The sequence below is a fragment of the Acinetobacter sp. ANC 4779 genome, from assembly GCF_004331055.1.
In the GTDB taxonomy this organism is placed as follows: domain Bacteria; phylum Pseudomonadota; class Gammaproteobacteria; order Pseudomonadales; family Moraxellaceae; genus Acinetobacter.
In genome coordinates this window covers 123,553-150,459 of the sequence record NZ_SJNU01000006.1, presented here as the reverse complement: position 1 = coordinate 150,459, position 26,907 = coordinate 123,553, and the positions used below count along the sequence as shown (strand labels likewise).

General features: G+C 39.6%; 23 protein-coding genes. 16 read left to right on the top strand and 7 right to left on the bottom strand.

What is annotated here, in order from left to right; genetic code table 11:
* Positions 1-74: 74 nt before the first annotated feature.
* Together E0H80_RS08970 and E0H80_RS08965 are read right to left on the bottom strand one after the other, a co-directional pair.
* A complete protein-coding gene (locus tag E0H80_RS08970) occupies positions 75-1,682 on the bottom strand; it encodes a bifunctional 3-(3-hydroxy-phenyl)propionate/3-hydroxycinnamic acid hydroxylase (protein WP_131365054.1) in 1,608 nt (535 codons plus the stop codon).
* Positions 1,683-2,004: 322 nt separating this feature from the next.
* Positions 2,005-2,226 (bottom strand): hypothetical protein, encoded by a 222-nt coding sequence (locus tag E0H80_RS08965; protein ID WP_131365052.1) that lies wholly within the window; start codon positions 2,224-2,226, stop codon positions 2,005-2,007.
* A 580-nt stretch (positions 2,227-2,806) separates the two neighbouring features.
* Between E0H80_RS08965 and E0H80_RS08960 the strand changes: the two genes are divergently transcribed.
* From E0H80_RS08960 to E0H80_RS08920, 9 genes are all read left to right on the top strand, one after another.
* Positions 2,807-3,838, top strand: a complete 1,032-nt coding sequence (locus E0H80_RS08960) for a CobW family GTP-binding protein (RefSeq protein WP_131365153.1) — start codon at positions 2,807-2,809, stop codon at positions 3,836-3,838.
* A gap of 42 nt (positions 3,839-3,880) precedes the next feature.
* The gene (locus E0H80_RS08955; RefSeq protein ID WP_131365050.1) at positions 3,881-4,411 is read left to right on the top strand and encodes a YaeQ family protein; all 531 of its coding nucleotides are present in this window, start codon (positions 3,881-3,883) and stop codon (positions 4,409-4,411) included.
* Positions 4,412-4,496: 85 nt separating this feature from the next.
* Positions 4,497-5,123: an MgtC/SapB family protein gene (locus E0H80_RS08950; RefSeq protein ID WP_131365048.1), complete on the top strand. Its 627-nt coding sequence runs from the start codon at positions 4,497-4,499 to the stop codon at positions 5,121-5,123.
* Positions 5,124-5,211: 88 nt separating this feature from the next.
* Complete coding sequence (locus tag E0H80_RS08945) at positions 5,212-5,550, top strand: FKBP-type peptidyl-prolyl cis-trans isomerase (RefSeq protein WP_067724328.1); 339 nt, start codon at positions 5,212-5,214, stop codon at positions 5,548-5,550.
* Between the two features lie 128 nt (positions 5,551-5,678).
* Positions 5,679-7,553, top strand: a complete 1,875-nt coding sequence (locus E0H80_RS08940; protein ID WP_131365151.1) for a GGDEF domain-containing protein — start codon at positions 5,679-5,681, stop codon at positions 7,551-7,553.
* A 366-nt stretch (positions 7,554-7,919) separates the two neighbouring features.
* Entirely contained in the window at positions 7,920-9,851 is a 1,932-nt protein-coding gene (gene pgaB, locus E0H80_RS08935) for a poly-beta-1,6-N-acetyl-D-glucosamine N-deacetylase PgaB (protein WP_416224585.1), read from the top strand.
* 11 nt (positions 9,852-9,862) lie between these two features.
* Entirely contained in the window at positions 9,863-11,149 is a 1,287-nt protein-coding gene (gene pgaC / locus E0H80_RS08930; RefSeq protein WP_131365044.1) for a poly-beta-1,6-N-acetyl-D-glucosamine synthase, read from the top strand.
* Positions 11,146-11,559: a poly-beta-1,6-N-acetyl-D-glucosamine biosynthesis protein PgaD gene (pgaD, locus tag E0H80_RS08925; protein ID WP_131365042.1), complete on the top strand. Its 414-nt coding sequence runs from the start codon at positions 11,146-11,148 to the stop codon at positions 11,557-11,559. The genes pgaC and pgaD overlap by 4 nt, the downstream gene beginning before the upstream one ends.
* Before the next feature lie 492 nt (positions 11,560-12,051).
* Positions 12,052-12,534, top strand: a complete 483-nt coding sequence (locus tag E0H80_RS08920; RefSeq protein ID WP_131365040.1) for a hypothetical protein — start codon at positions 12,052-12,054, stop codon at positions 12,532-12,534.
* A 68-nt stretch (positions 12,535-12,602) separates the two neighbouring features.
* On the opposite strand, the gene E0H80_RS08915 is transcribed toward E0H80_RS08920, so the two are convergent.
* Entirely contained in the window at positions 12,603-13,388 is a 786-nt protein-coding gene (locus E0H80_RS08915; protein ID WP_131365038.1) for a crotonase/enoyl-CoA hydratase family protein, read from the bottom strand.
* Positions 13,389-13,606: 218 nt separating this feature from the next.
* Between E0H80_RS08915 and pnuC the strand changes: the two genes are divergently transcribed.
* The 3 genes from pnuC (at position 13,607) to E0H80_RS08900 (ending at position 15,128) form a co-directional block, all read left to right on the top strand.
* Positions 13,607-14,191: a nicotinamide riboside transporter PnuC gene (pnuC, locus tag E0H80_RS08910; RefSeq protein ID WP_131365036.1), complete on the top strand. Its 585-nt coding sequence runs from the start codon at positions 13,607-13,609 to the stop codon at positions 14,189-14,191.
* A 32-nt stretch (positions 14,192-14,223) separates the two neighbouring features.
* A complete protein-coding gene (locus E0H80_RS08905) occupies positions 14,224-14,499 on the top strand; it encodes a hypothetical protein (protein WP_131365034.1) in 276 nt (91 codons plus the stop codon).
* A 131-nt stretch (positions 14,500-14,630) separates the two neighbouring features.
* Complete coding sequence (locus E0H80_RS08900) at positions 14,631-15,128, top strand: DUF2505 family protein (protein WP_131365032.1); 498 nt, start codon at positions 14,631-14,633, stop codon at positions 15,126-15,128.
* A gap of 96 nt (positions 15,129-15,224) precedes the next feature.
* Here E0H80_RS08900 and E0H80_RS08895 read toward each other — a convergent pair whose 3' ends face one another.
* Together E0H80_RS08895 and E0H80_RS08890 are read right to left on the bottom strand one after the other, a co-directional pair.
* The gene (locus E0H80_RS08895; protein WP_131365030.1) at positions 15,225-16,514 is read right to left on the bottom strand and encodes an MFS transporter; all 1,290 of its coding nucleotides are present in this window, start codon (positions 16,512-16,514) and stop codon (positions 15,225-15,227) included.
* A 122-nt stretch (positions 16,515-16,636) separates the two neighbouring features.
* On the bottom strand, positions 16,637-16,840 hold the full coding sequence (locus E0H80_RS08890) for an amino acid transport protein (protein ID WP_081408400.1): 204 nt from the start codon (positions 16,838-16,840) through the stop codon (positions 16,637-16,639).
* A gap of 222 nt (positions 16,841-17,062) precedes the next feature.
* Between E0H80_RS08890 and def the strand changes: the two genes are divergently transcribed.
* The 3 genes from def to E0H80_RS08875 all read left to right on the top strand — a co-directional run bounded on the left by def (position 17,063) and on the right by E0H80_RS08875 (position 19,468).
* Positions 17,063-17,542 carry a peptide deformylase gene (gene def / locus E0H80_RS08885; protein ID WP_131365028.1) on the top strand — a complete coding sequence of 160 codons (480 nt, stop codon included), beginning with the start codon at positions 17,063-17,065 and terminating at the stop codon, positions 17,540-17,542.
* A 435-nt stretch (positions 17,543-17,977) separates the two neighbouring features.
* The gene (locus E0H80_RS08880) at positions 17,978-18,838 is read left to right on the top strand and encodes a GGDEF domain-containing protein (RefSeq protein WP_165494299.1); all 861 of its coding nucleotides are present in this window, start codon (positions 17,978-17,980) and stop codon (positions 18,836-18,838) included.
* Between the two features lie 261 nt (positions 18,839-19,099).
* The gene (locus E0H80_RS08875; protein WP_131365024.1) at positions 19,100-19,468 is read left to right on the top strand and encodes an endonuclease domain-containing protein; all 369 of its coding nucleotides are present in this window, start codon (positions 19,100-19,102) and stop codon (positions 19,466-19,468) included.
* Between the two features lie 81 nt (positions 19,469-19,549).
* Here the strand turns inward: E0H80_RS08875 and E0H80_RS08870 are convergent, their stop codons facing one another.
* Together E0H80_RS08870 and metH are read right to left on the bottom strand one after the other, a co-directional pair.
* Positions 19,550-20,878 carry a hypothetical protein gene (locus tag E0H80_RS08870; protein ID WP_131365022.1) on the bottom strand — a complete coding sequence of 443 codons (1,329 nt, stop codon included), beginning with the start codon at positions 20,876-20,878 and terminating at the stop codon, positions 19,550-19,552.
* A 251-nt stretch (positions 20,879-21,129) separates the two neighbouring features.
* Positions 21,130-24,822 (bottom strand): methionine synthase, encoded by a 3,693-nt coding sequence (gene metH / locus E0H80_RS08865; protein ID WP_131365020.1) that lies wholly within the window; start codon positions 24,820-24,822, stop codon positions 21,130-21,132.
* A gap of 430 nt (positions 24,823-25,252) precedes the next feature.
* On the opposite strand from metH, the gene E0H80_RS08860 reads away from it, so the two are divergent.
* Positions 25,253-26,872, top strand: coding sequence for an inorganic phosphate transporter (locus tag E0H80_RS08860; protein ID WP_131365018.1), 1,620 nt, complete (start codon positions 25,253-25,255; stop codon positions 26,870-26,872).
* The last annotated feature ends 35 nt before the right edge of the window (positions 26,873-26,907 follow it).

The following is a 26,907-nucleotide window of genomic DNA, read 5'->3' as shown; positions in this document are numbered from 1 at the left end:
ATTTAACTTAGATCATCTAAAAAAAAGACCACGCTTTTGCGTGGTCAGATTCTAAATATCATACAGTTGAGTGTTTATTTTACATGAAGCTTTTTGAATAGCTGCTGGCTCACGTGGTCTAAAGTTTGTGGAATTGCAAGTGCTGCCACAAAACGGTCAGGGCGTAAAATGACAACCGAATCTGATGTTTTACCAAACCAGGTGCGGATATCGGTACCAATATCACCTAGCGTAATCACGCCATCAAATTTCTTGCGATTTTCATTGCCAAACTGAACTTCAGGAATGATCTGAATAAATTTGACCCCTAAATTTTTCCAGACTTGCAGGGTGGTCGCACTGAGTCCCCATTGCGGATCCACGCCCCAGGCAATAATGGCAAAGTCGTTGCCAATGACGTCATCGAGTAAAACTTTTTCACCAGACTCAAGTTTCACATGCGGCTGGATAAACATTTTACCGATTGGCGATTCCTTTTTACCATCTGCAAGCAAGGCACCAGCGTTATATTTCGGCATTGGTTTGAAACGCATTTCAAGCAAATACTGTTTGATTGGCTTGATATAATTTAATGCATAGGCAATACCGTCACGGACAAAACCTTGCCATTTTTTAGGTGGTGCAAGTACATGACCTGCCATCACAGAAAGATCAATCATTGCTTTGGCATGATCTTTACGTTCAACTTGGTAAGAGTCCAATAAATCAGCAGTTGCTTTACCTTGTACCACCAGCGCAACTTTCCAAGCTAGGTTAAAGGCATCGCGCATACCGCTGTTATAACCCTGACCTTGCCATACCGGCATAATATGTGCTGCATCACCGGCAAGCAAAATACGGTCAACACGGAATTTATCGGCAATACGCGCATTATGCGTATATACACGTTGACGAATTACTTCAATATTTTCAGCATTGGGTAAAACTTTAGACAGCAGTTTTGCGATATTTTCTGGCTGGCTAAGTTCTTCCTGAGTTTCACCTGGCATTACCATGAATTCGAAACGACGAATACCATGCGGAAGCGCAGCAGACACGTATGGACGCACCGGGTCACAGCATAGGTAAATATGTGGTGTGGCTAATGGATCATTCTCAATGTCGATTACGATCCATTGATTTGGAGCAGTTTTACCATCAAAAGCAATTTTTAAAGTGCGACGTACAATCGAGTTGCCACCATCACAGGCAATTAAATATTTTGCTTGAATTGTTTCTTCTTTCTGGTTTTTATCCTGAATTTTAAGCGTTACACCATTTGCATCCTGGGTAAATTCATTCAGCTGACGTGAAAAAAGCACTTCAGTTTTATCGTATTGCTTTAAACCTTGAAGTAACACATTGTCTACTTGAGGCTGAATAAATGCATTACGACGTGAGAAACCAAATTCACGGGTAAGTGGTTGAATGTCAGCGAAACAACGACCTTTAGGGGTTAAGAAACGCATCGCATGGTTCGGGGTAGTATGCGGCAATACTTGATCGACCAAACCAAGTGATTGAATGGTACGTAAAGATTCATCATCAATACCAATGGCACGTGGGTAGTCAATCAAACTATCCAGCTGCTCGATAATAGTGACTTGAACACCTTGTTTACTTAAATAGTTCGCAATGGTTAAACCAACAGGACCTGCGCCCAAGATTGCCACTTCAGTGGTGTAATTTGTTTTGTTGCTCATAGCGAATGTCCATTCAATCAATTCACATTTAACTGTATTAACGGTGAATTTCAGGCTCTAAACAAGCTATGCCATAGTAGATATGTTGAATGAAAACAAAACACAGAGAATTTTGTTGGCATCTTAAATATTTGAAAATTAATAATTATATGGATATTTAACTATATGGTTTTTTAAATGAATGATCATTTATTTCTATCATTTATAGAAATCTTTCCTAAAATAAAAAAGCTGAATTATTAGCATAATTCAGCTTTGATCTCTAAAGTATGAACTTGAGCGAACAAGGTGGGGGTAATAATTTAGAGATCGAGTTGGAATGTTATTGCGCAGGTTTAGCCGGTGCTTCTTCTACAGCGACTTCTGAAGCCGGTTGAGCTGATGTAGGCTTGGCTGCAGCGTTTTCAGAGCTTACAGTTTCAGGTTGTTCTTGAGTAGAAACAATTACTTTTTCTTCTGTACTTTGTTTATCCGCACTAGCGGCAAACGTGGTTGCAGCAGCAATGGTAAAAGTTGAAGCAAGTAATAGTTGAGTTAATTTCATTTTAAGCATCCTTTATTCTTTAAAAAGTTATTGAATCCATATTTATCATCACAAAAATATGGACAGCGCTCATGCTAAAGAGCCTGAGACAGCGGAGCAATCAAAGCAACAAAGTGAAACAGGCCAGTTAACATAAAAATCACAAGTAAGTATTTGTTGTACATTTACTGTAAAAAATACTTAAAAGAATGCATAAAAAATGTATAGAAATATTTCTAGATCAGCTTTCTGAGCGCTTGTTTTTTACTTAAAATAAACAAACCACCAGTGAATGACGGTTTTAATAACATTGCTGAATAGATTAAATGTAAATAAGTTTTTCAAATTATAAGAATGTTGTTCAGCAATTTGCTCGTGGAATACAGTAAAAAGAGCGTAATAGTGCTGATTTTAATTCAGATATTTAATTCATTTATATAAGTAAAATTTAATACCCACGTTGTTTAATTTTTTTTAAATAGTACGGATACGTTGCCATATATCCATGAAGAAATTAAAGTGGAGTCTTATGCAGTTCGATTATGTGAATTGCTTTATCACTGCCTTGATTAATTTTTCTTCCATGAATAGCGAGCAAGTTTTGAAACTGATTTCTGCTGTACAAGCTGTCCCTACGCATATCATTTCCGGGTTTTTGGGCGCTGGAAAAACCACCTTGCTTCAACATTTACTCAGTCAAAAGCCTGAAAATGAAGTTTGGGCAGTGCTGATGAACGAGTTTGGGCAAATTGGGGTTGATCAGCAGATGTTACCGCAAAACCAAGGCTATGAAGTCAAGGAGCTATTGGGCGGCTGTTTGTGTTGTAGTAGTCAATTACCCATGCAAATTGCGCTATCTCGCTTATTGTCTGAAACAAAACCGGACAGATTATTTATCGAACCGACCGGTTTGGGACATCCTGCACAATTACTGGAACAGCTCACCGAACCGCATTGGCAACAAAGTATTGCCATGAGAGCCTTAGTGACGGTGGTGGATGGTTCACGTTTGCATGATCGTGAGTGGAGCAAGCAAAATCTGTATGCAGATCAGTTAAAAGCTGCGCAGATGATTGTAGTATCCCATGCGGATTGCATGGATTTTGCAGATCACCAGGCTTTGAACGTATTAAAGAAAGAATATCAGGCCTATCAGCAAAGTTGGCTCATGAGTGGGCAGTCTGAAATCTCCCTTAAACAAATTGATCTGCCTTATGTAGCGACTGAACGTAAGATTCAGCCCTTACTTAAAATTCAAAAAACATTTTCTAGCGGGCAAACTCTGCCAGAGATTAAACAGTTGCCCTATCATTATGTCGAGACCACACAAGGCTACAGTGTGGCCGGCTGGAAATTACCCAAACGTTGGCAATTCGATTTTTATGCTTTGCTGGATTTACTGTGTGAACAAAAGAATTGGCTGCGAATTAAAGGTATTTTTAATACCAATCAGGGCTGGAAAACCTTTAATTTTAATCCGGAGCAATTTAACTATCAGTCTTCAGAACAGGGCATTGATAACCGCATTGAAATCATTGTGCAAGATCAGCGCGATTGGCAACACTTTGAAGATCAATTATTTCAATGTCAGCTGAATTTGGATGAAACGGATAAAACAACTCAGCAAAAGTAGTCCAAATCTTATATGCTAAGCGCCAAATTTGAGGACTCTTTTATGGCGCTTAAAGCAACAATTTATAAGGCTGATTTGAATATTGCCAATATGGATGATCATCAATATGCTGATTATCAACTGACCATGGCTCAACATCCATCTGAAACCATTGAGCGTTTGATGGTACGCATTTTGGCCTATGCGCGTTTTGCTGATGAAGCTTTAGAGTTTACCAAAGATCTGTTTGAAACCGATGAACCGGCCTTGTGGCAAAAAGACTTAACTGGTCAATTGGTCAAATGGATTGAAGTCGGCAGTCCAGATGAAGATAAAGTTAAAAAAGCCAGTGCGCGTTGCAAGCAAGTTGCAGTGATAACTTATGGTTCTTCAGTCGATGAATGGTATAAGCGCAACAGCAAATTAAAAACCTTAAGTAATGTTCAGGTCTGGAAGCTTTCTACAGCAACCACAGATGCACTGCCACAATTATGTCAACGCACCATGCAGTTACAGTTAAACGTCATGGATGGTGAATGGACGCTGATTGGCGAGCATGCGCAAGTTGTGGTTGAATGGGAACAGTTACAGTAAATATAAGCAGGATGCGGGTTTAGGCTTGCATCCTGATGACAAAATTGCGTATACCTTAAAACAATAACAATGAAAGGGGGAGATAATGCAGTCTGATGATTTATATCGTTTGCTGATTGCCTTGGGAATTGGTGCCATCATTGGTGCTGAACGTGAGTATCGCAGTAAATCTGCCGGACTCAGAACCATGATCATGGTCAGTCTCAGTTCATGCCTATTTACCATTCTGTCTTTAAAAATTGGTATTGATAGTCCAGATCGAATTGCAGCCAATATCCTGACCGGTTTAGGTTTTGTCGGGGCAGGGGTCATTTTTAAAGATGAAAACCGTATTTCCGGAATTACCACAGCAACCACCATCTGGATGACGGCTGCATTGGGCATGGCTGCAGGTGCTGGTTATGAATTGTTAAGTCTTTTTGCCACCTTCATTGTTTTAATCGTGCTTATTTTTCTGATCTATGTTCAGGAACGTATAGAAGCCCGGAGTCATGCCCGCACCTATCGGATTATTTGTCCTTATCAACACAAGACTTTAGATCAATATGAAGATTTATTTAGAACTTATGACATGAAGGTGGTTCGCAGTGTGCAACATAAAACCGAAAATCGAATAAGTGGCCGCTGGATTTTAATCGGCTCCGCTGAAAATCATAAAAAACTGACCGCTTATTTACTCAACGATTCGAATATTCAAGAGCTGAGTTTTTAAATATTGAAACCTTAAATCATCAGGAAATCAATGCAATCCAGTTTATAATAGCCATTGAAAATTGAGTACTCCGATCAGGTAAATGACCATGACAAATGAATTAGAAATTATTGATTTAAAAGTAGGTGAAGGTAAGGAAGCGGTTAAAGGCGCACTGATTACCACCCACTACACAGGCTGGCTGGAAGATGGCACCAAGTTTGATTCCTCTATTGACCGTGGCAATTACTTTGAAACAGTGATTGGTACTGGTCGTGTGATTAAGGGCTGGGATCAGGGCATTATGGGCATGAAAGTAGGTGGCAAGCGTAAATTACTGGTTCCTGCGCATTTGGCTTATGGTGAACGAAAAATGGGCAAAATTATTCCTGCAAACTCAAACCTGATTTTTGAAATTGAATTGTTTGACGTGAAAACCCGTGATTAATATTTATTGATTTCTGATGAATAAATCTTCTGCAAGATACAAGGATGAATCTTGCAAAATAGATGAAAAATTGTTTGAGTTTTCTTTTTTTATCGTTACATTGGTTATTGTTTAAGCGTAATTTAAGGATGATTCGCTTTTTGGATAAGAGCCATAATTTAATACATTTTTTGAAAATTTTTCTTATTGCATGTTTATGCGTCTTCTCGTGGCAAAAACATGCATGGGCGCAGGATGATGCCGCAGCTGAATCTTATTATTTACAACAAAAATTGCTCAATCAAGTTGAGTTTACTGAAAACAGTACCGTTCCCTTAAAAGGATCATGGCAGTATTATCCTCGACAGCTGATTGTTAAACCCAGTGCAATGTTAAAGTCTGAACCGGTGAATTTACCGATTTCCTTTAAAGAGCTGACAGGTACCAATAAAAACTACGGTACTTTTATTGGGCATTTCAAGCTACCCAAAGAATATGTTGGACGCCGAATCGCCATTTTTATTCCCAATCAATTCGGTGCTTACCGGATGTATTTGAATGGGGATTTTTTATTGCGTGTGGGTGAAGTGGGAAAAGATAAAATTAGTCATCAAACTGAAAATGCATCCAGAATTGCATTTTTTGTGGCGAAGAAAGAATATTTCACCATCACCATACAAGCCTCAAATTTTAATCCTCTGCATGGCGGTCTAGAAAATCCAATGCGTATTGGCCTTGGGAAAACCATTACCCAGCAGTTTCAGCAGCTCATGATGAGTATTGGCCTATTATGTGGAGCAGTATTAGGCTTAAGTATATTCACCCTGATGTTTTCAATTTTCCAAAGAAAAATTAATCGTAGCAGCATTAGAGTATTTGTGTTTGGCATTTTTATTTTGTTCCTTGCCTTACATAATTTATTTTCAGCACCTTATGCCTATACCACATTTACAAATCTTAGCTGGATTTGGGGAGTACGATTAGAGTATCTGTTTACTTATTTTACAATCGCATCTTTTCTTACTTATATGCATTTGCTCAATTGGCGTTATTTACATCCAATTGTTTATTTTGTCGCAATGTCGATATTTATTGTTGATATTATTATCACTTTATTTACTGAACCGGAAATTTTTGAGTATTTAGCATTTTATAGTTTTTTATTTAGTCTGGTTGTTATCTGTAATTTTGCCTATGGTTTTTATTTAAACCTGAAACATAAACAAAAGTATTCCAGCATTAATTTATGGGCGGTTATTTTATTATGTGTCACATTTGTACATGACTTTTTATTAACCTTAAATTTAATCGAGTCATTTAATCTGACTTTTATTTCAACGAGTTTTTATGCCTTGCTCATTATGTTTCAGCAATCCAAAAATTATGCGAAGCATACTCATTATGTTGAGCAACTAAACAATAATTTACTCGAGCTAAATAGTTCTCTAGATCAGAAAGTACAAGAGCGCACCTTGCAATTAAATCAGCTCAATCAACAGTTAGAGTTACAAATTCAAATTGATGCATTAACAGGTGCATTTAACCGGCGTGCTTTAAATGCTGAAATTCAGCGTTTATTTACCCTAACAAAAAATCACACCAATCATACTTTGGCATTTGCCATGCTAGATGTAGATTTTTTTAAAAATTATAATGATTACTATGGCCATCTGAAGGGCGACGTGATCTTGCAGGATTTGGTTAAAATTATACAGCGCGCCTTGCCACCTTCAGCTTATGTAGCACGTTATGGTGGAGAAGAGTTTGCAATTATTCTGCATAATGTTCCCAGTGAGGTGGTGTTAAATGTATTGCGAAAGGTTTTAAATGCAGTAAGACAAGCACGGTTAGAACATTTAAATAGGCCTGACCAAAAGCCCTATGTGACCTTGAGTATGGGCGTATCCTGGATGGATCAAAATCATCCCTATGCCGATATTCACGAACTGATGAAAGCAGCGGATGTTCAGCTCTATGCTGCAAAGAACACAGGTCGAGACCAATACCAAGCATTTCGTTCCTGAGGTCAGGAGCATTAATCAGAGCAACAGGTAGGTTATTTAATCTGACTGCATTCATATTTTAAAGCCATGTTCTTATCAATCTAAGTCGTTTATTTAAGTCTACTGGAATGATTAAAAAATAGACATGTCGTTGTGTTTTAAAACTTTTATTTTCATCACGCTATTATTTTTTAAGATTCATTTCAGTTTAGTGGGATAAAAAGCATATTGAACTCATGAATGTCACACATCATAAAAAGGAAAGCACCCTAGGGATAGGCGATGGATGGGATTCAGAGAATAAAATGATTTTTTGAGCACCTTTTAATGAAACCTCGCTTGCTTGCAACTTTGCTTTCCACCTCTCTTTCTGCAGTTTTATTGCAGATGCCCCATTTAGCCTGGAGTCAAACGCCAGCACATAGTCCAACCCTAACGGTGATTGGTTATCATGAAATTATCAACACTAAAAGTGCACTTATTCCTGAATATGCAGTGAGTACCACCCAATTTCAGCAACATATTGATTGGCTGAAAAAAAATGGTTTTCACTTTATTAATGTTGATCAGCTTATCCAAGCTCATCAAGGGAAATATAGCCTGCCTAAAAAACCGGTTTTATTAACGGTAGATGATGGTTATGCATCTTTTTATCAAAATGCCTATCCAATTCTTAAAGCCAATAAAATTCCTGTGGTTCTGGCAGTGGTCGGTTCATGGTTAGAACCTAAAAGTGATCAAAATGTTAATTTTTCAGGTGAGCAGATTCAACGTAAAGAAATGCTGTCCTGGGCAGAATTGAAAGAGATGCAAGACAGTGGTTTAGTGGAAATCGCCAGTCATAGTTATAACTTGCATCGGGGGATTGTAGGTAACCCACAGGGTAATCTGGAACCTGCGGCTGTTACACGGTTATATAATGCTAAATCTGCAAGCTATGAAGATGACAGCCACTATCAACAGCGTATTTCCAATGATTTAAAACAGAATAACCAATTACTCATTGCCCATGGTTTGAAATCACCACGGGTGATGGTCTGGCCTTATGGTCACTATAATATGCAGACCGTAAAGATTGCTAAACAGTTGGGTATGCCTGTTGCCATCAGTCTGGATGATGGCGCAGATTCGGCGAAAAGTTCATTGGGGCAGCTCAATCGTATTTTGATTGAAGGCAATATGACCACAGCAGATTTAGCGCGAGAAATCCAAAATCGACAGCAACATTTGGGCGACAATAATCGTCCGCAAAAAATTATGCATGTCGATTTAGATTACATTTACGACAAAGATCCGATTCAGCAGGAACGTAATCTCGATCATTTACTGGACCGGATTGTGGCGATGAAAGTGAATACCGTGTATTTACAGGCCTTTTCCGATCCTGATGCCAATGGCTCGGCGGATATGGTATATTTTCCCAATCATTATTTGCCGATGCGCGCAGACCTGTTTAACCGTGTTGCCTGGCAAATTCAGACCCGTACTCAAGTGGGGCGCGTATATGCGTGGATGCCATTATTGGCCTGGGAATTACCTAAAAATAATCCAGTGTCCCAAGATGTGGTTGAAACCCAGCACAGGGAAGATTCAGAACATCTGAATATGGGCTATCGTCGTTTAAGCCCTTTTTCACCGGAGGCGCGCAAAACCATTAGCGGGATTTATCAGGATTTGGCCAAATCTGTGCCTTTTAACGGTATTTTATTCCACGACGATACCACATTGTCGGACTATGAAGATGCCAGTCCTGAAGCCTTAAAAGCTTATGCAGCTATTGGTTTGCCGACCGACTTAGCCAAAATTCGCAGCAATGATGCTGAGCTGCAAAAATGGACCGCTTATAAAACCAAATACATTGATGACTTTGCCCTGCAACTGGCACAACAAGTACGTCAATATCAACCCTTTTTACTCACTGCACGCAATTTATATGCGCAAGTTGCATTAAAACCCTATGCGGAAAACTGGTATTCACAGTCTTTAGAACAGTCCATCAACCGTTACGATTTCACCGCCATTATGGCGATGCCCTATATGGAGCAAGCACCCAATAACGCTGCTTTTTATCGAGATATTGTCAATCGCGTGAAGCAATTTCCACAGGGAATCAAAAAAACGGTCTTTGAATTGCAGGCAGTAAACTGGCGAACCAATCAGAAAGTTCCATCAGAAGAGATGGCGCAAACTATTCAATCTTTATATGAACAAGGTGTAATGCACGTGGCTTACTATCCAGATGATCCGATTCAAGATCATCCCAATACGCAAGTGTTACGCAAAGCCTTTGATTTGAAATCAAGCAAACTTGTTCCATAAAGGAATTTTATATGTCAACGCTCCAGCACTTTTGGCATTCTGCTTTGCACTTTGTCTTTTATTATCCCTTGTTCATGTCGTATTTATGGATGATAGGTGCACTGATTTTTTATTGGAAAGAACGACAAGATCCACCATATCAACAGCCAAAACCACTGGCGGCTTATCCCAAAGTAGCCGTGCTAGTGCCTTGTTTTAATGAAGGGGATAACGCTGAAGAAACCTTAACTCACGCCTTGGCACTGGATTATCCAAACTTCGAAGTCATTGCGATTAATGACGGCAGTTCAGACAACACCGCAGACGTCTTAAACCGTTTGGCTGCACAGCATGAAAAGCTGCGTGTGGTGCATTTGGCACAGAACCAAGGCAAAGCCATGGCTTTACAGGCAGGAAGCTTGTTGACCGAGGCTGAATATTTGCTCGGCATCGACGGTGATGCCTTACTCGATCCGCATGCAGCAACCTGGATGCTGCGTCATTTTCTGAAGGATGAAACGGTCGCTGCTGTCACAGGCAATCCACGGATTCGTACCCGGTCCACTTTAATTGGTCGTATTCAGGTCGGAGAATTTTCTTCTATCGTGGGGATGATCAAACGTGCACAACGCAGTTTTGGTCGACTGTTTACGGTTTCTGGCGTAATTACTGCATTTCGTAAAAGTGCAGTGCATGACGTCGGCTATTGGTCACCCGACATGCTGACCGAAGATATTGATATTACCTGGAAGTTGCAACGCGCCGGATGGAACATTCATTTTGAGCCGAATGCCTTGGTGTGGATTTTAATGCCTGAAACCTTGAATGGTTTGTGGAAACAGCGCCTGCGTTGGGCGATGGGTGGGGCACAAGTCTTAATTAAAAATATGGATGTACTGTTTAAACCGCAGCTGAATTTTTTATGGCCCTTGCTGTTTGAACTGATCCTGACGCTGGTGTGGTCTTATTTAATGCTGTTTATGGCGATTCTTTGGTTAATTCATTTTGTTATTCCGCTTGGAATCAATGGGATCAGTTCGCCATTTTTGCCTTACGGAACCGGCATGTTACTTGGGGCAACTTGCTTGTTGCAGTTTGCTTTGAGCAAATGGATGGACAGTCGTTATGAACCGGGGCTGGGGAAAAATTATTTCTGGATGATCTGGTATCCGTTCGTATTTTGGTTAATTACGCTGTCGGCCAGTATTGTGGCATTTCCAAAAGTGTTGTTGCGCAGGGATGGCAAGCGTGCACGCTGGGTCAGTCCAGATCGCGGTATGCGTACCTCAACCGTCAATAATTCAGAGCATCCGGAATGAAAAATAATTCTTTAATTATTGATTTACGCCGTTTATTACCCTGGCATAAACGTTATGCTTCCAATACCTCTACGGCCATGATGTGGGCTGTGTGGCTGTTTTTATGGCGTCCATTATTAATTGTGATTGGGGTCTTGAGTTTGCAAAAACAGCACTTGATTCATCAATTGTTTTCAGCTTTTGGTTTGGGTATTGAACATGGCATAAGTGCATTATTGGCCTGTGTGGTCGCATTATTATTGTGGACAAATTTTATTCCCTCCAAAGTCGTAAACAAGACTCCAGTCAAAACCATGACCGATTATGGTGATCATTTTGATTTACCTGTTCAGGAGATTGAGCAAGGACGTCAGCAAAAAATCAGTATGGTTCATCATGATGATCACGGTAAAATCATTCGTATCGAATAATGAAAAGTGGTTGGCGTCAAATTTTTTGTAAAATCCCGGTTGAGGATCTCATTCGGGATTTTTTATTTGATTGATTGTGCTGGTGAACGAAGTTACAACTGCTTATTTGAACAGTGCAGAGGGAAAGCCATTTTTATCAGCTAGATAGTTGATTTTGAAGTTGATTATTTTTTATTTTAAGGTAGTAAAAAGATCGCTGTTGAGGGGATTTTTAGCTCTATATTCGGGTGATTATTCGAAGTCATAATCACGGAATAGAGTGCAACCCCTCATGCAAAAAAGTCCACATGACGTGCAAGGTTTTTGTTGAATTGACTGTGCAAAGCGAGCCAGATCGCAAGCGGATAGTGAGCATAGGCAATAGACAACCTGAAAGGAAACGTCTTTTAAGAAAAATTTTTCATAATATATAATTTTAAAAATTGTATGATTTTTACTCAAATTGTTTTATAAATATAAAAATAACAATTATTTACTCGTGAGAGTGTGGCTATGGTGAAAATACTCTTGTGGTTGAGTCTTTTTATTGCGTTTATTGGACTCTGGAAAGTCATTTTTAAATTTCAGATTAATCAACATTTTCAACAATTCAAAATCAAGCAGCTCGCCGATTTAGATAAAACTGCATCTACATCAATGAAGCCATTATCCACTCAGGAAGCACGTGTAGATGAAGTGGAGGAATACGAGCAACAATTATTTGATGATGTCTGCCAAATATTTTTTGAGCGCCACTTAACTGAACGAAATTTGAGTCAGGCGATTGTGGTTCAAGAAGAGGTCTTAAGAAAAATGCCGGCCAAAACCCAAACCAAGATTCGCAAGCTGGATTTAGAAGAATGGTCTATTTACTGGACTTTCTACGATCAGTCTTTGGAATATTATGTTGGACGTTATGGGGTGTTTTATGCTCATGTCGACCGTTTCGGGGAAGAGCACAAATTCGAAATGAAAGATGCACATAGCCATGTTTGATTAAAGTCATTGGCTTAAGTTTTAACGACCGCATAATCATCGGTTGCCATCAATAATTAAGTTTGAAATTATTGACCTTTAAATTCGGGCGCACGTCGTTGCAGCATTGCCATAATACCTTCCTGTACATCCTGAGTGGTTAATAACGGAGTAAGATGTTGTTGTAAATTGGCAAATGCTATTTCTGTACCATGTTCAGCGGCCTCTTTGGCAGAGGCTAGCGTGGCTTGAACGGCAAGTGGTGCAGCTCGAGCTATACGTTCTGCCAGTTCAATCGCTAGGTTAAGAGGCGCTTCAGTGGTGATTTCATTGATCAGGTTTAAGTTAAGTGCCGTTTGGGCATCGAATGTGTCTCCAGTGAGCAAGTAGCGCATAGCTTTAGACCAACCTGCAGCTTGTACAAAACGAACTGTTGCACCACCAAAAGGTAAAATGCCGCGTTGTACTTCCATTTGTGCAAACTGGCTATTGTCCTGAGCAATCACAATATCGGCATTGAGCATCAACTCTATACCTGCGGTATAGCAAAAACCTTGCACTGCAACAATCACCGGCTTTTTTCGCTGCCGTCCGCTGGTTCCCCACGGATTGATCTGATGTTCATCGTAGTTAAATATGCCGCTACTTAGCCTCGGTTGCAACTCAACCAGATCCAGACCCGCAGTAAAGTGATCTCCATGAGCGAAGATGACTGCACAGCGTAACTCGGGATGATCTTCATATTCGGTTAAGGCCAGTGACAAGTCTTGAATCAGATGGCTATCAAAGGCATTTCTTTTTGTCGCCCGGTCGAGTCCGATCAAAAACAGCGACCCGCGAATTTCCCGGCTGACTTTTCCTTGTTGTTGTGACATTTTATTCTTCTATCTGGATCATTGTTTATATTTTTAAACGGTCGTTAGAAAACTGTCAATTAAGCAGTCTAATTTCAATTCATATTGAAATGAATAGGCATAGTGCGAAAAAGGTTAGCTATCTGTCAGATTACAGGGTTGAATTGGTATAATTTATCTTGCGTTCAGCGCTATTTTTTTCATAATAGCAAACACACTTTGCTCACCTGTTTATTGCTATGTCACCTTTAGAAATTGTTGCCGTCATTATTAGTCTTATTGGTGTGACATTAACCATTAAACGGAATATGTGGTGCTGGTGGTTTAACTTCGCAGCCTTTGTTCTCTATGCTTATTTATTTTATGAATTTAAACTGTATGGCGAAACCATCTTGCAGTTCTTTTTTATAGTGGTGAACTTTTATGGTTTCTATCACTGGTTGAAGGGCAAACAGCAAGATCATGAAATTCGGATTGAACCGATTGCGTGTAAAATAGTGATTCTGCAAATGTCACTTGCAGCAGTGGGCGGCTTGATTTTCGGTTTAACTTTAAAGCACTTTACCGATGCAGCTGTGCCGATGCTGGATTCACAATTGGCAGCGTTTAGTTTACTGGCCACCTATTGGACCAGTCGTAAACATATTGCCACCTGGGTATTGTGGGTTTTCGTCGATATCATTTATGTGGGTATGTTTATTTATAAAGACTTATTCCTGACTGCGGGATTGTATGCCGCCTTTGTCGGCTTGGCGGCTTTTGGCTGGTGGCAGTGGCAACAAGTGAAAAAGAAACAGGCCATCACGCATTTTAAGGGTGTATAAATAGCTTTGGATAGCATGCTTGGATGGCGCATATGCTGATAGATTTTATCCAACATCAATTGCAGCAATTTGATGAAATGGCAGCACGGATTCAAGCAGCACCTGAACACTATATTCAATTTGATTCAGTCTCAGATTTTTATAAGGCTGAGTGGCTCAATGATTTTCCCAAAGGCAGCACATGGGCAGCGACAGGGCTGGATGATGGTGCTGAACAGTTTTATGCGATCATTGAATATAGGAACCATTTCTTCAGTATTTCCTGTTCTGAACAAATTGAAATACGCTGTGGCATATACGATCAATAGTTGGTTATGGGCGGTCAATGACAGCGTCACTAAAATTCAATTAAATAAACAGCGACCAAATGCACTAGCTTAGTGATGATTGAATGGTCTATAAGTATTCAAAACAACCAATAAAAAACAAGGATAGAAAGATGGCACATCGTTTTACTGTGAACTCTACAATTCAGGGCGTTTCAATTGACGACTTTAAACGACTTGCAGCAGATACAGCTTTGCACGAAGCTGTGTGCAGACGTATTCCTGGTGAAAAATTAGAAATTATTGAATCTAGGATTCATGGCGGTACTTATACTTTACGCCGTGCCTATAATTTAGATGTAAATATTCCGGATATCGCAAAAAAACTGCTTAAAGATGCCTTCCGTTTGAAGCGTACCGATATCACTAATTTGGAAGCTTTAACGTCGACCATAGAATTGGGAGCAAATCTGCCTTTAGAAGCCAACTGTGAACGATCAGTAACTGGAGATGACCAGAAAATTCACATTACCTTAAACTGGCAGGTAAAAGTTAAAGTTCCTTTGGTTGCCGGTATGCTGGAAAAACATGCGGAAGGGGAAATTCGTAAATTTAGTGATTTGGAAATCCAGATTGTTGAAGATGAATTAAAGAAAAATCTCTCTGCTTAAGGAAGATAAAAAAGCCCTTTAATCGAAGGGCTTTTTTATGAATGATTAATCTTTTACCGGATTATGCGCTGTAGAAATTGCAGATGCTGATACATCCTATTTTTCAAATTTGTTCCTATAAAGCATCGCAGTAAAGAACGAGACCGCGCAGACTACCCAAATGTAATACATTGCGCCAATATTGCTATACAGGCTTAGCCATTGCACCAATGGCAAAGTAATACCGCCGGCTATGGCATAGGCAACATTATAGGAAAATGAAATGCCCGAAAAGCGGATTTGCGCCGGGAACATTTTCACCATACTGTAAGAGACCATGCCCACAGTTCCCGAGAACAAACCGAGCAACATGTATAGCATGAACACGGTGGAGGGAGCGACATGTCCCAGGCTGTTATAGAAAATACCTGCAATAATCGCGACAGCGAGGGAGCCGAATAAAATCACTTTGCCTGCGCCAAAACGGTCGGCCAACAGTCCTGCCACAATACACCCCAGCATTTGCATGACAATTGCGGCACTTTGCATTTTAAAGGCATCGGCGCGTTCAAAACCAAAAGCACCGACCAAGAGGTTAGGCATCGCTAAAATCAGCACCACGACACAGCCAGTCAGGAACCAGGTAAAGAGCATCCCAATCACAACAGCGGTTTTATGTTCTGCTAAAACCTGTTTTACCGGCATTTCTTTGGAAAGTTGTTTACGTGCTTGCATCGCTTTAAATACAGGGGTTTCTTTTAAATAGCTCCGTAAATAAAGTGCGACTAAACCAAAAATACCTCCTGCAATAAATGGAATGCGCCAAGCCCAATCATGAATTTCTATTTCTGAAAACTTGATTGAAATAAATAAAGACATCAGGGCGCCGAGTAAAATCCCTAAAGATAGGCCTGCGGTGAGTAGCCCGTTCGCAAACCCAATTTTCTTTGCTGGTACATGCTCGGAAACGAAAGTCCAAGCCGCAGGAATTTCACCGCCAATGGCAATCCCTTGTACCACGCGCATCAGTAACAACAATAAAGGTGCCGCATAACCAATGCTTTCAAAGGTCGGCATTACCCCAATCATTAAGGTTGGAAGTGCCATGAGTAAAATCGACAGGCTGAATAAGCGTTTACGTCCTATCAGGTCACCAAAATGTGCCATAACCACGCCACCGAGTGGGCGGAAAAAATAACCCGCGGCAAAAATACCGTAAGTATTCAGCATCGCCCAAAAAGGGCTTAAGCCAGTTGGGAAAAACAGTTCAGAAATGATTTTGGCGTAAAAGACATAAATGACGAAGTCGTAGAATTCGAGTGCGCCACCGAGGGATGAAAGTCCAAGGGTGCGTTTATCTTCACTGCTTAGACGTGCAGGTGCTTCCGTGCTGGTTGTATGGGTCATCGCATGTACAAATAGTAGTAATGTTTTGATTTTAATCAATTGTTATTTATATGAAAAATCAATCTTTCTTTGGAGTACTACAACTTAAATTTATGAATAGTACTTCATGATCTGTGTGGATATTAGAGTTTTACGAAGTAGGGCAAAATCGAGAGGATGATGCCGATTGTGGTGAGCATAGTGGTATTTTCCACAAAATAGGGAAAAATCATCAGTACCAAGCCACATACTAAGGGCACAGTAACTTTCTGCTTTTTTCCATACAGGAAATAGCCTAAGCCTATAGAACTAAAAAGAACACCGAGAAGCAGTTGGGCGGTAGTCATTATTTTATATTTATAAAGAATTTGAAAATGATTATAACCAAGTAAAATTAAAATGTGCTTAAAATATCTCACGTCGCATAGCTTGCCTGGGTTTACAGAAAAGGTGAAATACACGTATCAAAAATAGAATACGAAGTCTGCTTTTTAGCGCTAAAATTTATACAAAATTTGTGATTTAAAATCATATTGAATTTAGTTTTATCGTTAAGTCGGGAAGAATCTATGAGTACTATTTTACCTGTTGCACAGCGTGGTGAAGCAATTTTGACTTTAACAGCGGCTGAAGTTGCAGAGTCTGAGCTGAATAGTGAGTGGTTAAATCAACTTGCTGAAGCCATGTTTGCCACCATGACGCAGCGTAATGGTGTAGGTATTGCCGCTCCTCAAGTTTATGTCTCTAAACGGGTGATTATTGTCGCTTCACATCCTAACCTGCGTTATCCCGATGCGCCTGAAATGGATGCGGTGGTGATGGTGAATCCTGAAATTTTAGAAAGGTCTGAAGCAACTGTTCTGGGTGAAGAGGGTTGTTTAAGTGTCCCAAATGAGCGTGCTCAAGTGGCGCGAGCGGAAACAGTTAAAGTGTGTTATTTAACGCTGCAAGGTGAACCTATAGAAACGATCTATAAGGGTTTTCCTGCAAGGATTGTGCAGCATGAAGTGGATCATTTAGACGGAGTGTTGTTTATTCAGCGGATATAAGTCTTGATTGTATGATTTTTGTGCTATAAATATAAAGCAATAAAAATTTTATAAATTATAAATATAGTAAGTAAGTCTATGAACTTGTTTAAAAAAATACCTACGCTGATTTTTTATTATTGGGGCAGATTTAAGTTTCATTTACTCGAATCTGATAATTTAATTATTAACTGGCCTAATTTTGATAAAGGGGTTTTACTACTGATTTTTGGGGCATTTTGCCAAGTCAGTGCAATTAAATGGTATCTGGTCAGTTATTTCTCCGCTAAAAATGCTGTCTGGATTAATGCGGACTTTTTTTTAATCCGTATTATCAGTGTGTTTATCACTTTAATCATTTTTATCGTTATAGCTGGCTTTAGTTTCAGATATAAAAGAAATAGAAAATTCCGGAGAGTTATTTCTTATTTTTCGCCGATGTTCTTTGGGGGCGCGATGATTTATGCGGGCTATACCATCGGTATTTACAGCCCCGCGACCATTGCCGGATTTATCAATATCGTCCTGATTGGACTGGTATTTTATTCACGCAAAATTATTTATAGTATTGCGATACCTGCTCTTATTTTTATCATCATTATTAGTTACTTAACTTTTAATGGCGTGATTCGTTACGCGCCTGTGTTTAGTGATGTACTTACTGATGGCGAGTTTTATCATAATGAATTCTGGATCGGAAGTATGGCGGAAGTTTATCTGCCGATCTTGCTGGTTTCGATTTTGTTTTTTGAAATTTTACTTTCGCAATGGCGTCGGCGTGAAAAAAATATCAAAAGAATGAGCCAAACTGATGTGCTGACGAATGTGTTTAATCGTCGTTATATTGGTGAACAACTCAGCGCTTTAGAACGCAAGAAAAAAACAGCTTATGCTGTAATTTTACTGGATCTTGATCATTTTAAACTGATTAATGACCAACATGGTCATGAAGTTGGAGATATGGTTTTGCAACGCGTTGCTGCCATTTTATCTTCCATTACACGGGATCAGGATATTGTGGGGCGGTTTGGGGGTGAAGAATTTATTCTGATTTTAAAAGAACAAAATTTACAGCAAGCGATTGAGATTGCAGAACGGTGTCGTAAAATAATTGAGCAGGAAGAAATTCAGCTAGAAACAGAAGATATTTTAAAAGTGAGTGCAAGTTTTGGTGTAGCACTCTCTCAAACCAGTTTAAATAAAGAACAGATCATTCGTCTAGCCGATCGAGCTTTATATTTGGCTAAACGCCATGGTAGAAATCAGGTAAGAAATTATCTGGAGCTGGTGAGTAATACGTCTTTACCGGTTTACTGATTTTAAATAATCATTTTAGTGCGTTGAAACACTTATAGTCATTGATTTTGGAGATAAGTTTATGGCTCTATTATGTTGTAGAAAGTGATGAATTTGCAGGCTTGAAAAGTTAAAAGTGGTGGATTCTCTTCCTTTCTCGCACTTCATTTAAAGCAATGCTTTAAATCTTCTTCAGGGAGGAGCGGTCACGTAATTCTTTTGATCAAATGACATTCCCCTCTTTCTAAAGAGGGGTTAGGGGAGATTTACAAGAGAATAAAAATGAAACTCTACAATAAAAACTTAAAACAAGCCTCACGCGAATTACGCAACAACATGACAGAAACTGAGAAACTACTTTGGCTACGGCTTCGGGGCAAGCAAATTTTAGGTTTGCAGTTCTATAGACAGAAACCAATTTTAAATTTCATCGTAGATTTTTACTGTCCAGTAGCCAATTTGGTGATTGAATGTGATGGTAGGCAGCACTATACAATTGAAGGTTTAGAAGCCGATTCTATTCGTGATGTTGCTTTACTAGAGTTAGGTTTGAGGGTGTTGAGGTTTGATAATCAGCAGATTTTGAACGAAACGGATGCGGTGGTTCAAGTAATTTATGACGTGATTACTGGGTTATTAGAATCCCCCTAAATCCCCCTTTGATAAAGGGGGACTTCACACAAATTTAATGACGACATAGAATTCAAGGAGTTCCTCCCTTTTAAAGGGAGGTTAGGAGGGATTTTTTATACAAAATGATAATTCGCATGTTGGTGTGATTGAGTGAGTAAATTTTTCATAATGAAATTCAATAACCTTACTTTTTATAATATCTGAAAAATTTTCCATGTTATAAATATTCTCTATGTGATCTTGGGTTAAATTATTTTGAAGTGAGTTTTTTAGTAAATGGTTTATCGCTTTGCTATAGATACTTACATATTCTTCAATCAGATTGATGTCATATAGAAATAATTTAATTTTTAATTGTGATACCATATCTTCATCGCCTAGAAGATAGTATGTCAATGTGGATGGGTTGATATTATTATCTAATTTGACTAATTTTGAACCAAACCAAGTATTATCGCCAATATCTCTATATTTAACTTCGAGTTTGAATTCACTTAGGTAGTTTTCAGCTTTGTAGATATTCCAACCATTTTCTAGTGGTGTATAAGTTAACTTTTTTCTTTTGATTTTTCTGTTTTTTACTAGAATAAATGAATCACTAAGTTGTTTATAGTTCTCAAGTTTATGAAACTTGATGTGATGAAACCACTCATCAATCAAATCTTTTTGAGTTCTAAAATTAAGAATAATTAAGAATTTTGTAATCCTAATAAGTTTTCTATCATCAATAAAAAAATGAAGCCGTACGAAAATTTCCTCATATTTTATATATAAGAGAAAATACCAAAGGCAAGGTAAATAAAGGATTGTCAAAATGATAGGTGTTAAGAAATCTTGTAATGCTTGATAATTTGTAAAAGTTGAGTAGTTTTGGAAAATTTGAATGAAAAAATGGATAAAAAATATAAGAAAAATAAAAGCTAATAACGAGTCACAAAATTTCTTAACTTTTTGGTGTTCTACACTTTGATTAGCAATGACACTGAAGATAGTTAAAATGGTAATGAATGGAATAATTATAAGAAGTTCTAAGAAAAAATTGAATGTATGAAAGTTAATGATGAATTGAAGAAAAATGTTTAAGTTTATTGATGATTTTAGCGTTTTAATAAAAAAAGTCTTCGAGTTTTCCTTGATATAATTTATGTTAAAAAAAGTAGCCATAGCAAATGTTATATACCAAAAAAATGTATTTTTAACTTGGCTAAAATCCCAAATCTGAAGTTGATATAGAAGGGTTAAGATCAAAATTAGATATATAGTAATTAATAAAATAGAAGTAATTATTTTTATTTGGAAAAAGCTTTTAATTACAGCTATAAGAGAAGATCTGAGATGGGCCTTTTTTAAAGAGTAAAATACTACAGCTATGAGAAATGCGAATACCCATGCAATTGAGGCTATTTCTCTAGTATTAAGTTGATCCATAATTGAAAAAAATATTTTAATTTTAATGACTTAGTATAGTTGAATTTACACTATTTTTTAATCCCTCCCAACTTCTCTTTCTTGCACTTCATTTAAAGAAGTGCTTTAAATTTTGTTCAGGGAGGAGTTGTCACATAATTCTTTTGATCAAATGACATTTCCCATCTTTTCCAAAGATGAGAAGTATTGCTTCGCAAGAGGGAGATTCAAAAAAAATCCCCTCATTCAGAGGGGATTTTTTACATCAAGTCTTAAATCTCAATCGAATCATCTAGGTTTGGCATTAACCAACGCTTCGCTTCATCCATTGACCAACCTTTACGTTCTGCATAACTATCCAGCTGATCCTGTGCAATCTTGCCGACATTAAAGTATTCAGACTGCGGGTTGCTGTAATAGAAGCCGCTGACACTTGAAGGCGGCCACATTGCAAAACTAGAAGTCAGTTCTGTACCAATGGCATTGGTTGAATCTAACCAGCTAAACAAGGTCGCTTTTTCCGAATGTTCAGGGCAGGCCGGATAACCCGGTGCAGGACGAATCCCGACATATTTCTCTTTAATCAGTTCATCATTCGACAATTGTTCAGACGCTTGATAACCCCAAAACTCTTTACGAATACGTTCATGCAAATGCTCGGCAAAAGCTTCTGCAAAACGGTCACCTAAAGACTGTGCCAAAATTGCAGAATAATCATCGCCTTTGGCTTTGTATTCATGCGCCATTTCTTCAGCACCAAAAATCGATACGGTAAAACCACCCAAGTAGTCTTCAAGCTTGGTATCTTCAGGCGCAATAAAGTCTGCTAAAGAGAAGTTTGGTTTACCGGAAACTTTGTCAGACTGCTGACGGGTATGCTCAAACTTGTGTGTTGCAGTTTGATTTTCATCGTAAATTGAAACCGTATCTGCAGCGGTACGTTTTGCAGGAGCCAGACTAAACACAGCGCGTGCATCAAAACGCTTGTTCTCTACAATATCTTTCAACATGATTTGCGCTTGTTCGTACAAATCTGTTGCCGCTTCACCCACCACTTCATCATTGAGAATTGCAGGGAATTTGCCTGCCAAACTCCACGAGATAAAGAATGGAGTCCAGTCAAAATATGGAACTAACGTTTCAAGCGGGTAATTTTTTAGAACTTGCTGACCCAGAATATTTGGCTTAGGTGGAACATAGTTCGCCCAGTCAATTTTTACCCCATTGGCAATTGAAGCTGCATAAGACAGTTTTGCCGCTTTTGGTTGCTTGTTGGCAATACGCTCACGCACTTTGGCATATTCTTCACGGTAGCCTTTAATGAACTCAGGTTTCATTTCAGGAGAAAGTAAAGAGGTTGCAACCCCGACTGCACGTGAAGCATCTGCTACATAAATCACCGCATCATTTGAATATTGTGGATCAATCTTCACTGCGGTATGCGCTTTAGACGTCGTCGCACCACCAATCATTAAGGGTACATGGAAGCCTTTACGCTGCATTTCTTTGGCAACAAAAACCATTTCATCCAAGCTCGGTGTAATCAAACCGGATAAACCAATAATGTCGACTTTTTCATCAATCGCGGTTTGCAGAATTTTTTCTGCAGACACCATTACGCCCAGATCAACAATGTCGTAACCGTTACAGCCCAGTACCACACCGACAATATTTTTACCAATATCGTGCACGTCACCCTTAACAGTCGCCATCAGAATTTTCCCTTTGGTCTGACCTGCGGTTTTTCCTGCTTCAATGTACGGATTCAACCAAGCGACAGCCTGTTTCATTACACGGGCAGATTTTACCACCTGCGGCAGGAACATTTTACCTGCACCGAATAAGTCACCGACCACGTTCATGCCCGACATCAATGGACCTTCAATGACATCTAAAGGACGCTTCGCTTTTAAACGGGCTTCTTCGGTATCGACATCAATATAAGCGGTAATGCCTTTAACCAGTGCATATTCAAGACGTTTTTCAACAGACTGTTCACGCCATTCCAGATTTTCCGCTTCGCGCTGAGCACCGCCTTTGCCACGGTATTGTTCCGCAATTTCAAGTAATCTTTCAGTGGCATCCTGACCGCTTTCACCTTGGTTTTGATTCAGTACAACATCTTCAACTGCAGCTTTTAATTCAGCCGGGATGTCATCATAAATCGCCAATTGACCTGCATTTACAATCCCCATGGTCATGCCTTTTTGAATGGCATGGTACAAGAAGACTGCATGAATGGCTTCACGAACCGGTTCGTTACCCCGGAAAGAGAAAGATACGTTGGATACGCCGCCAGAAATCATCGCATGTGGAAGGTTTTGTTTAATCCAACCGGTTGCTTCAATGAAATCGACTGCGTAGTTGTTGTGTTCTTCAATACCGGTGGCAATTGCAAATACGTTCGGGTCAAAAATAATGTCCTCGGCAGGGAAGCCGACATCATTCACCAATACATCATAAGAACGTTTACAGATTTCACGTTTACGCGCAGCGGTGTCAGCCTGACCATCTTCGTCAAATGCCATGACAATAACTGCAGCACCATACTGACGGCACAGGCGTGCTTTGTGTACAAACTCGTCATAACCTTCTTTTAAGGAAATCGAGTTTACAACCGGTTTACCTTGTACACATTTCAAGCCCGCTTCAATGATTTCCCATTTTGAGGAGTCAATCATGAGCGGTACGCGGGAAATATCCGGTTCAGAGGCAATCAGGTTGAGGAATTTCACCATTGCTGCTTGCGAATCCAGCATGCCTTCATCCATATTGATGTCGACAATCTGTGCACCGCCTTGGACTTGATCTAAAGCAACTTCCAAAGCTTCGGTATAATTTTCTTCACGAATTAAACGTGCGAATTTTTTAGAACCGGTCACATTGGTACGTTCACCTACATTGACGAACAAAGAATTTTCATCAATGTTGAACGGCTCTAAACCAGAAAGGCGACAAGCAGGTTTAATCTCGGGAATCTGGCGCGGTGCAATATCTTTTACCGCATTATAGATGGCACGGATATGATCCGGAGTGGTACCGCAACAACCACCGGTAATATTAATCAGGCCACTTTCTGCAAACTCTTTAAGAAATGCGGCAGTTTCTTCAGGTGTTTCATCATAGCCACCGAAAGCATTCGGCAAGCCTGCGTTTGGATGCGCTGAAACAAAAGTGTTGGCAACGTCTGAAACGGTTTTAACATGCGGACGCATGGCATCTGCACCCAAGGCACAGTTAAAGCCGATTGATAACAAGTCACCATGACGTACCGAGTTCCAGAACGCTTCTGCAGTCTGACCGGTTAAGGTACGACCTGAAGCATCGGTAATGGTGCCGGAAATCATCAACGGCAATTCATAACCGAGCTGGTTAAAGACTTCTTTGACGGCAAAAATAGCCGCTTTACAGTTCAGCGTATCGAATACCGTTTCAATGAGCAGAATATCGGCGCCGCCTTCAATTAAGGCATGTGCAGCTTCAATATAGTTTTCTTTGAGTTCATCAAAGCTAATATTACGAAATGCCGGATCATTTACATTGGGCGAGATCGAACAGGTACGCGATGTAGGGCCAAGCACACCGGCAACAAAACGCGGTTTGTCTGGTGTTGAATATTTTTCACAAGCCGCTTTGGCAATACGTGCTGCTTCACGGTTAATTTCCGGAACGAGTTCTTCCATATGATAGTCAGACATCGAAACACGGGTGCCGTTAAAGCTGTTGGTTTCAATAATGTCTGCACCGGCATCTAGATAAGCTTCGTGAATGCCTTGAATAATCTGCGGTTGAGTCAGAACTAAAAGGTCATTGTTGCCTTTGAGGTCAGAGGCCCAGTCAGCAAAACGCTCACCACGATAATCCGCTTCTTCTAGTTTATGGCGTTGAATCATGGTACCCATAGCACCGTCAATAATCAGGATGCGTTTGGCGAGAAGCTCTTTTAGGGTGGCAAGCGTGGACATAAATAACCCCAATCCGATGGAATACAAAATGGGCATCATTTTAGCAGAATTACTCTGCCTTTGAGGAATATTCAGCCGACATAGTGAGGCACAGCTTAAAATAAGCCCATTGCTGCTGAATTTTTCATCGAATTGAAATATCAGCAGGCTATGATCAGCAACAGATAACGACCAGCTGGGCAATCTGATTATTAGAAATATCTTGTATATAGGGATTCATTTATTTTGAAATATTGAGGCACAAACTATTTTTAGCTTTAAATAATGCAAAGTGATGGATTTAAAACAGTTCCGCTCATCAAGATAAAGTTGGATGGGTTAAATTAAGCCAATTATGAAAATTTGGCTTTATAAGGCAGCCTTTTGTCATATAATTGTCACAATTAAACTGAACAATAAGGGGATTTTATTATCTCCTTGAACCGTCTGCATGAATTCTAATATTCCTCCCGTCCAAGATCAGGTGCCATCCGCATCAGCGAAATCGACGAATGTGCATGTTCCTACACCGAAATTTTTTATGCCGGTGTTTCTCACGGTTATTATTTCAACTTTGGTGTACATCGGCTTTCAACTTTCATCCGATTTGGCCCATGTTCCAACACTCAGTTTATATTCGGTTATTCTTTTAGCGACTGCATTGTTCATCGCTTTAGGCTTTGAATTTGTTAATGGTTTTCATGACACTGCCAATGCGGTAGCGACCGTCATTTATACCAATGCCTTATCTGCACCTGTTGCGGTGATGTGGGCAGGTTTTTGTAATTTCCTCGGGGTAATGGTGGCAAGTGGGGCAGTGGCTTACGGCATCATTGCTTTGCTGCCGGTAGAGCTGATCATGAATGTTAGCTCTGGCGCAGGTTTCGCCATGGTCTTTGCCATGCTGATTGCTGCGATTCTCTGGAACTTGGGTACCTGGTTCCTGGGGATTCCAGCGTCAAGTTCGCATACTTTAATCGGTTCGATTTTAGGTGTGGGCATTATGAATTACCTGCTGCACATGGGTAATGGTGCCAGTGGCGTAGACATGGACCAAGTGATTAAGGTCGGTAAAGCCTTGTTGTTTTCTCCTTTAATTGGTTTTGTTTTTGCTGCAATAGTATTTTTATTAGTGAAAAAAATCTTTAAAAAACAAATAGAATTATTTCAACCCCCTGAAGGCAATAAGCCACCTCCACCGATGATCCGTGCCATCCTGATTTTCACCTGTACCGGTGTAAGTTTTGCGCATGGGTCAAACGATGGTCAAAAAGGTATGGGCCTCATCATGCTAATCTTGATTGGTTGTGTGCCTTTGGCTTATTCTTTAAATAAGAATTTAGATCATGAACATATTCAGTCATTTGATCAATTATCTAACCAAGCAGCGACTGCTATTTATGCAAATCATTCCGGCATTTCAGATGGCGAAGCGCGTCAAGTCCTGACCAGCTATATTCAGACTAAGGAAATGTCACCGGAAGTTGTGCCTGCTTTGGCAAGTCTGACTGATCATTTGGGTAATCGTGTAGCGCAATATAATGATTTAAAAGATATTCCAGAAAAAGAAGTTTCGATTATTCGTAATGATATGTACTTAAGCACGACGGCATTCAAGCGTTTAGATAAAGCTGAACAGCTTCCTGCAATGTCAGCCGATCAAACCAAAACAGTGAAAGAATACCGCGACAATTTAGATTCATTCCTGCAATACATTCCAACTTGGGTGAAAGTGGCGGTTGCACTGGCACTAGGACTTGGAACAATGGTAGGCTGGAAACGCATTGTGGTGACTGTGGGTGAACGTATTGGTAAAGCCCACATGACTTATGGTCAGGGGATGTCAGCTGAACTCGTTGCCATGACAACCATTGCAGCAGCAGATGGCTTTGGTATGCCAGTATCCACTACACACGTGTTAAACAGTGCCGTGGCAGGTACCATGGTGGCCAATAAATCCGGACTAAACTTTGCGACAGTGAAAACTATTCTTTCTGCATGGATATTCACTTTACCCGCTACAATCTGTTTATCGGGTGGTTTGTTCTGGTTGTTCTTACAGTTTGTTTAAAATATCTATTTGAAATAAAAAAAACGCTGCAATTG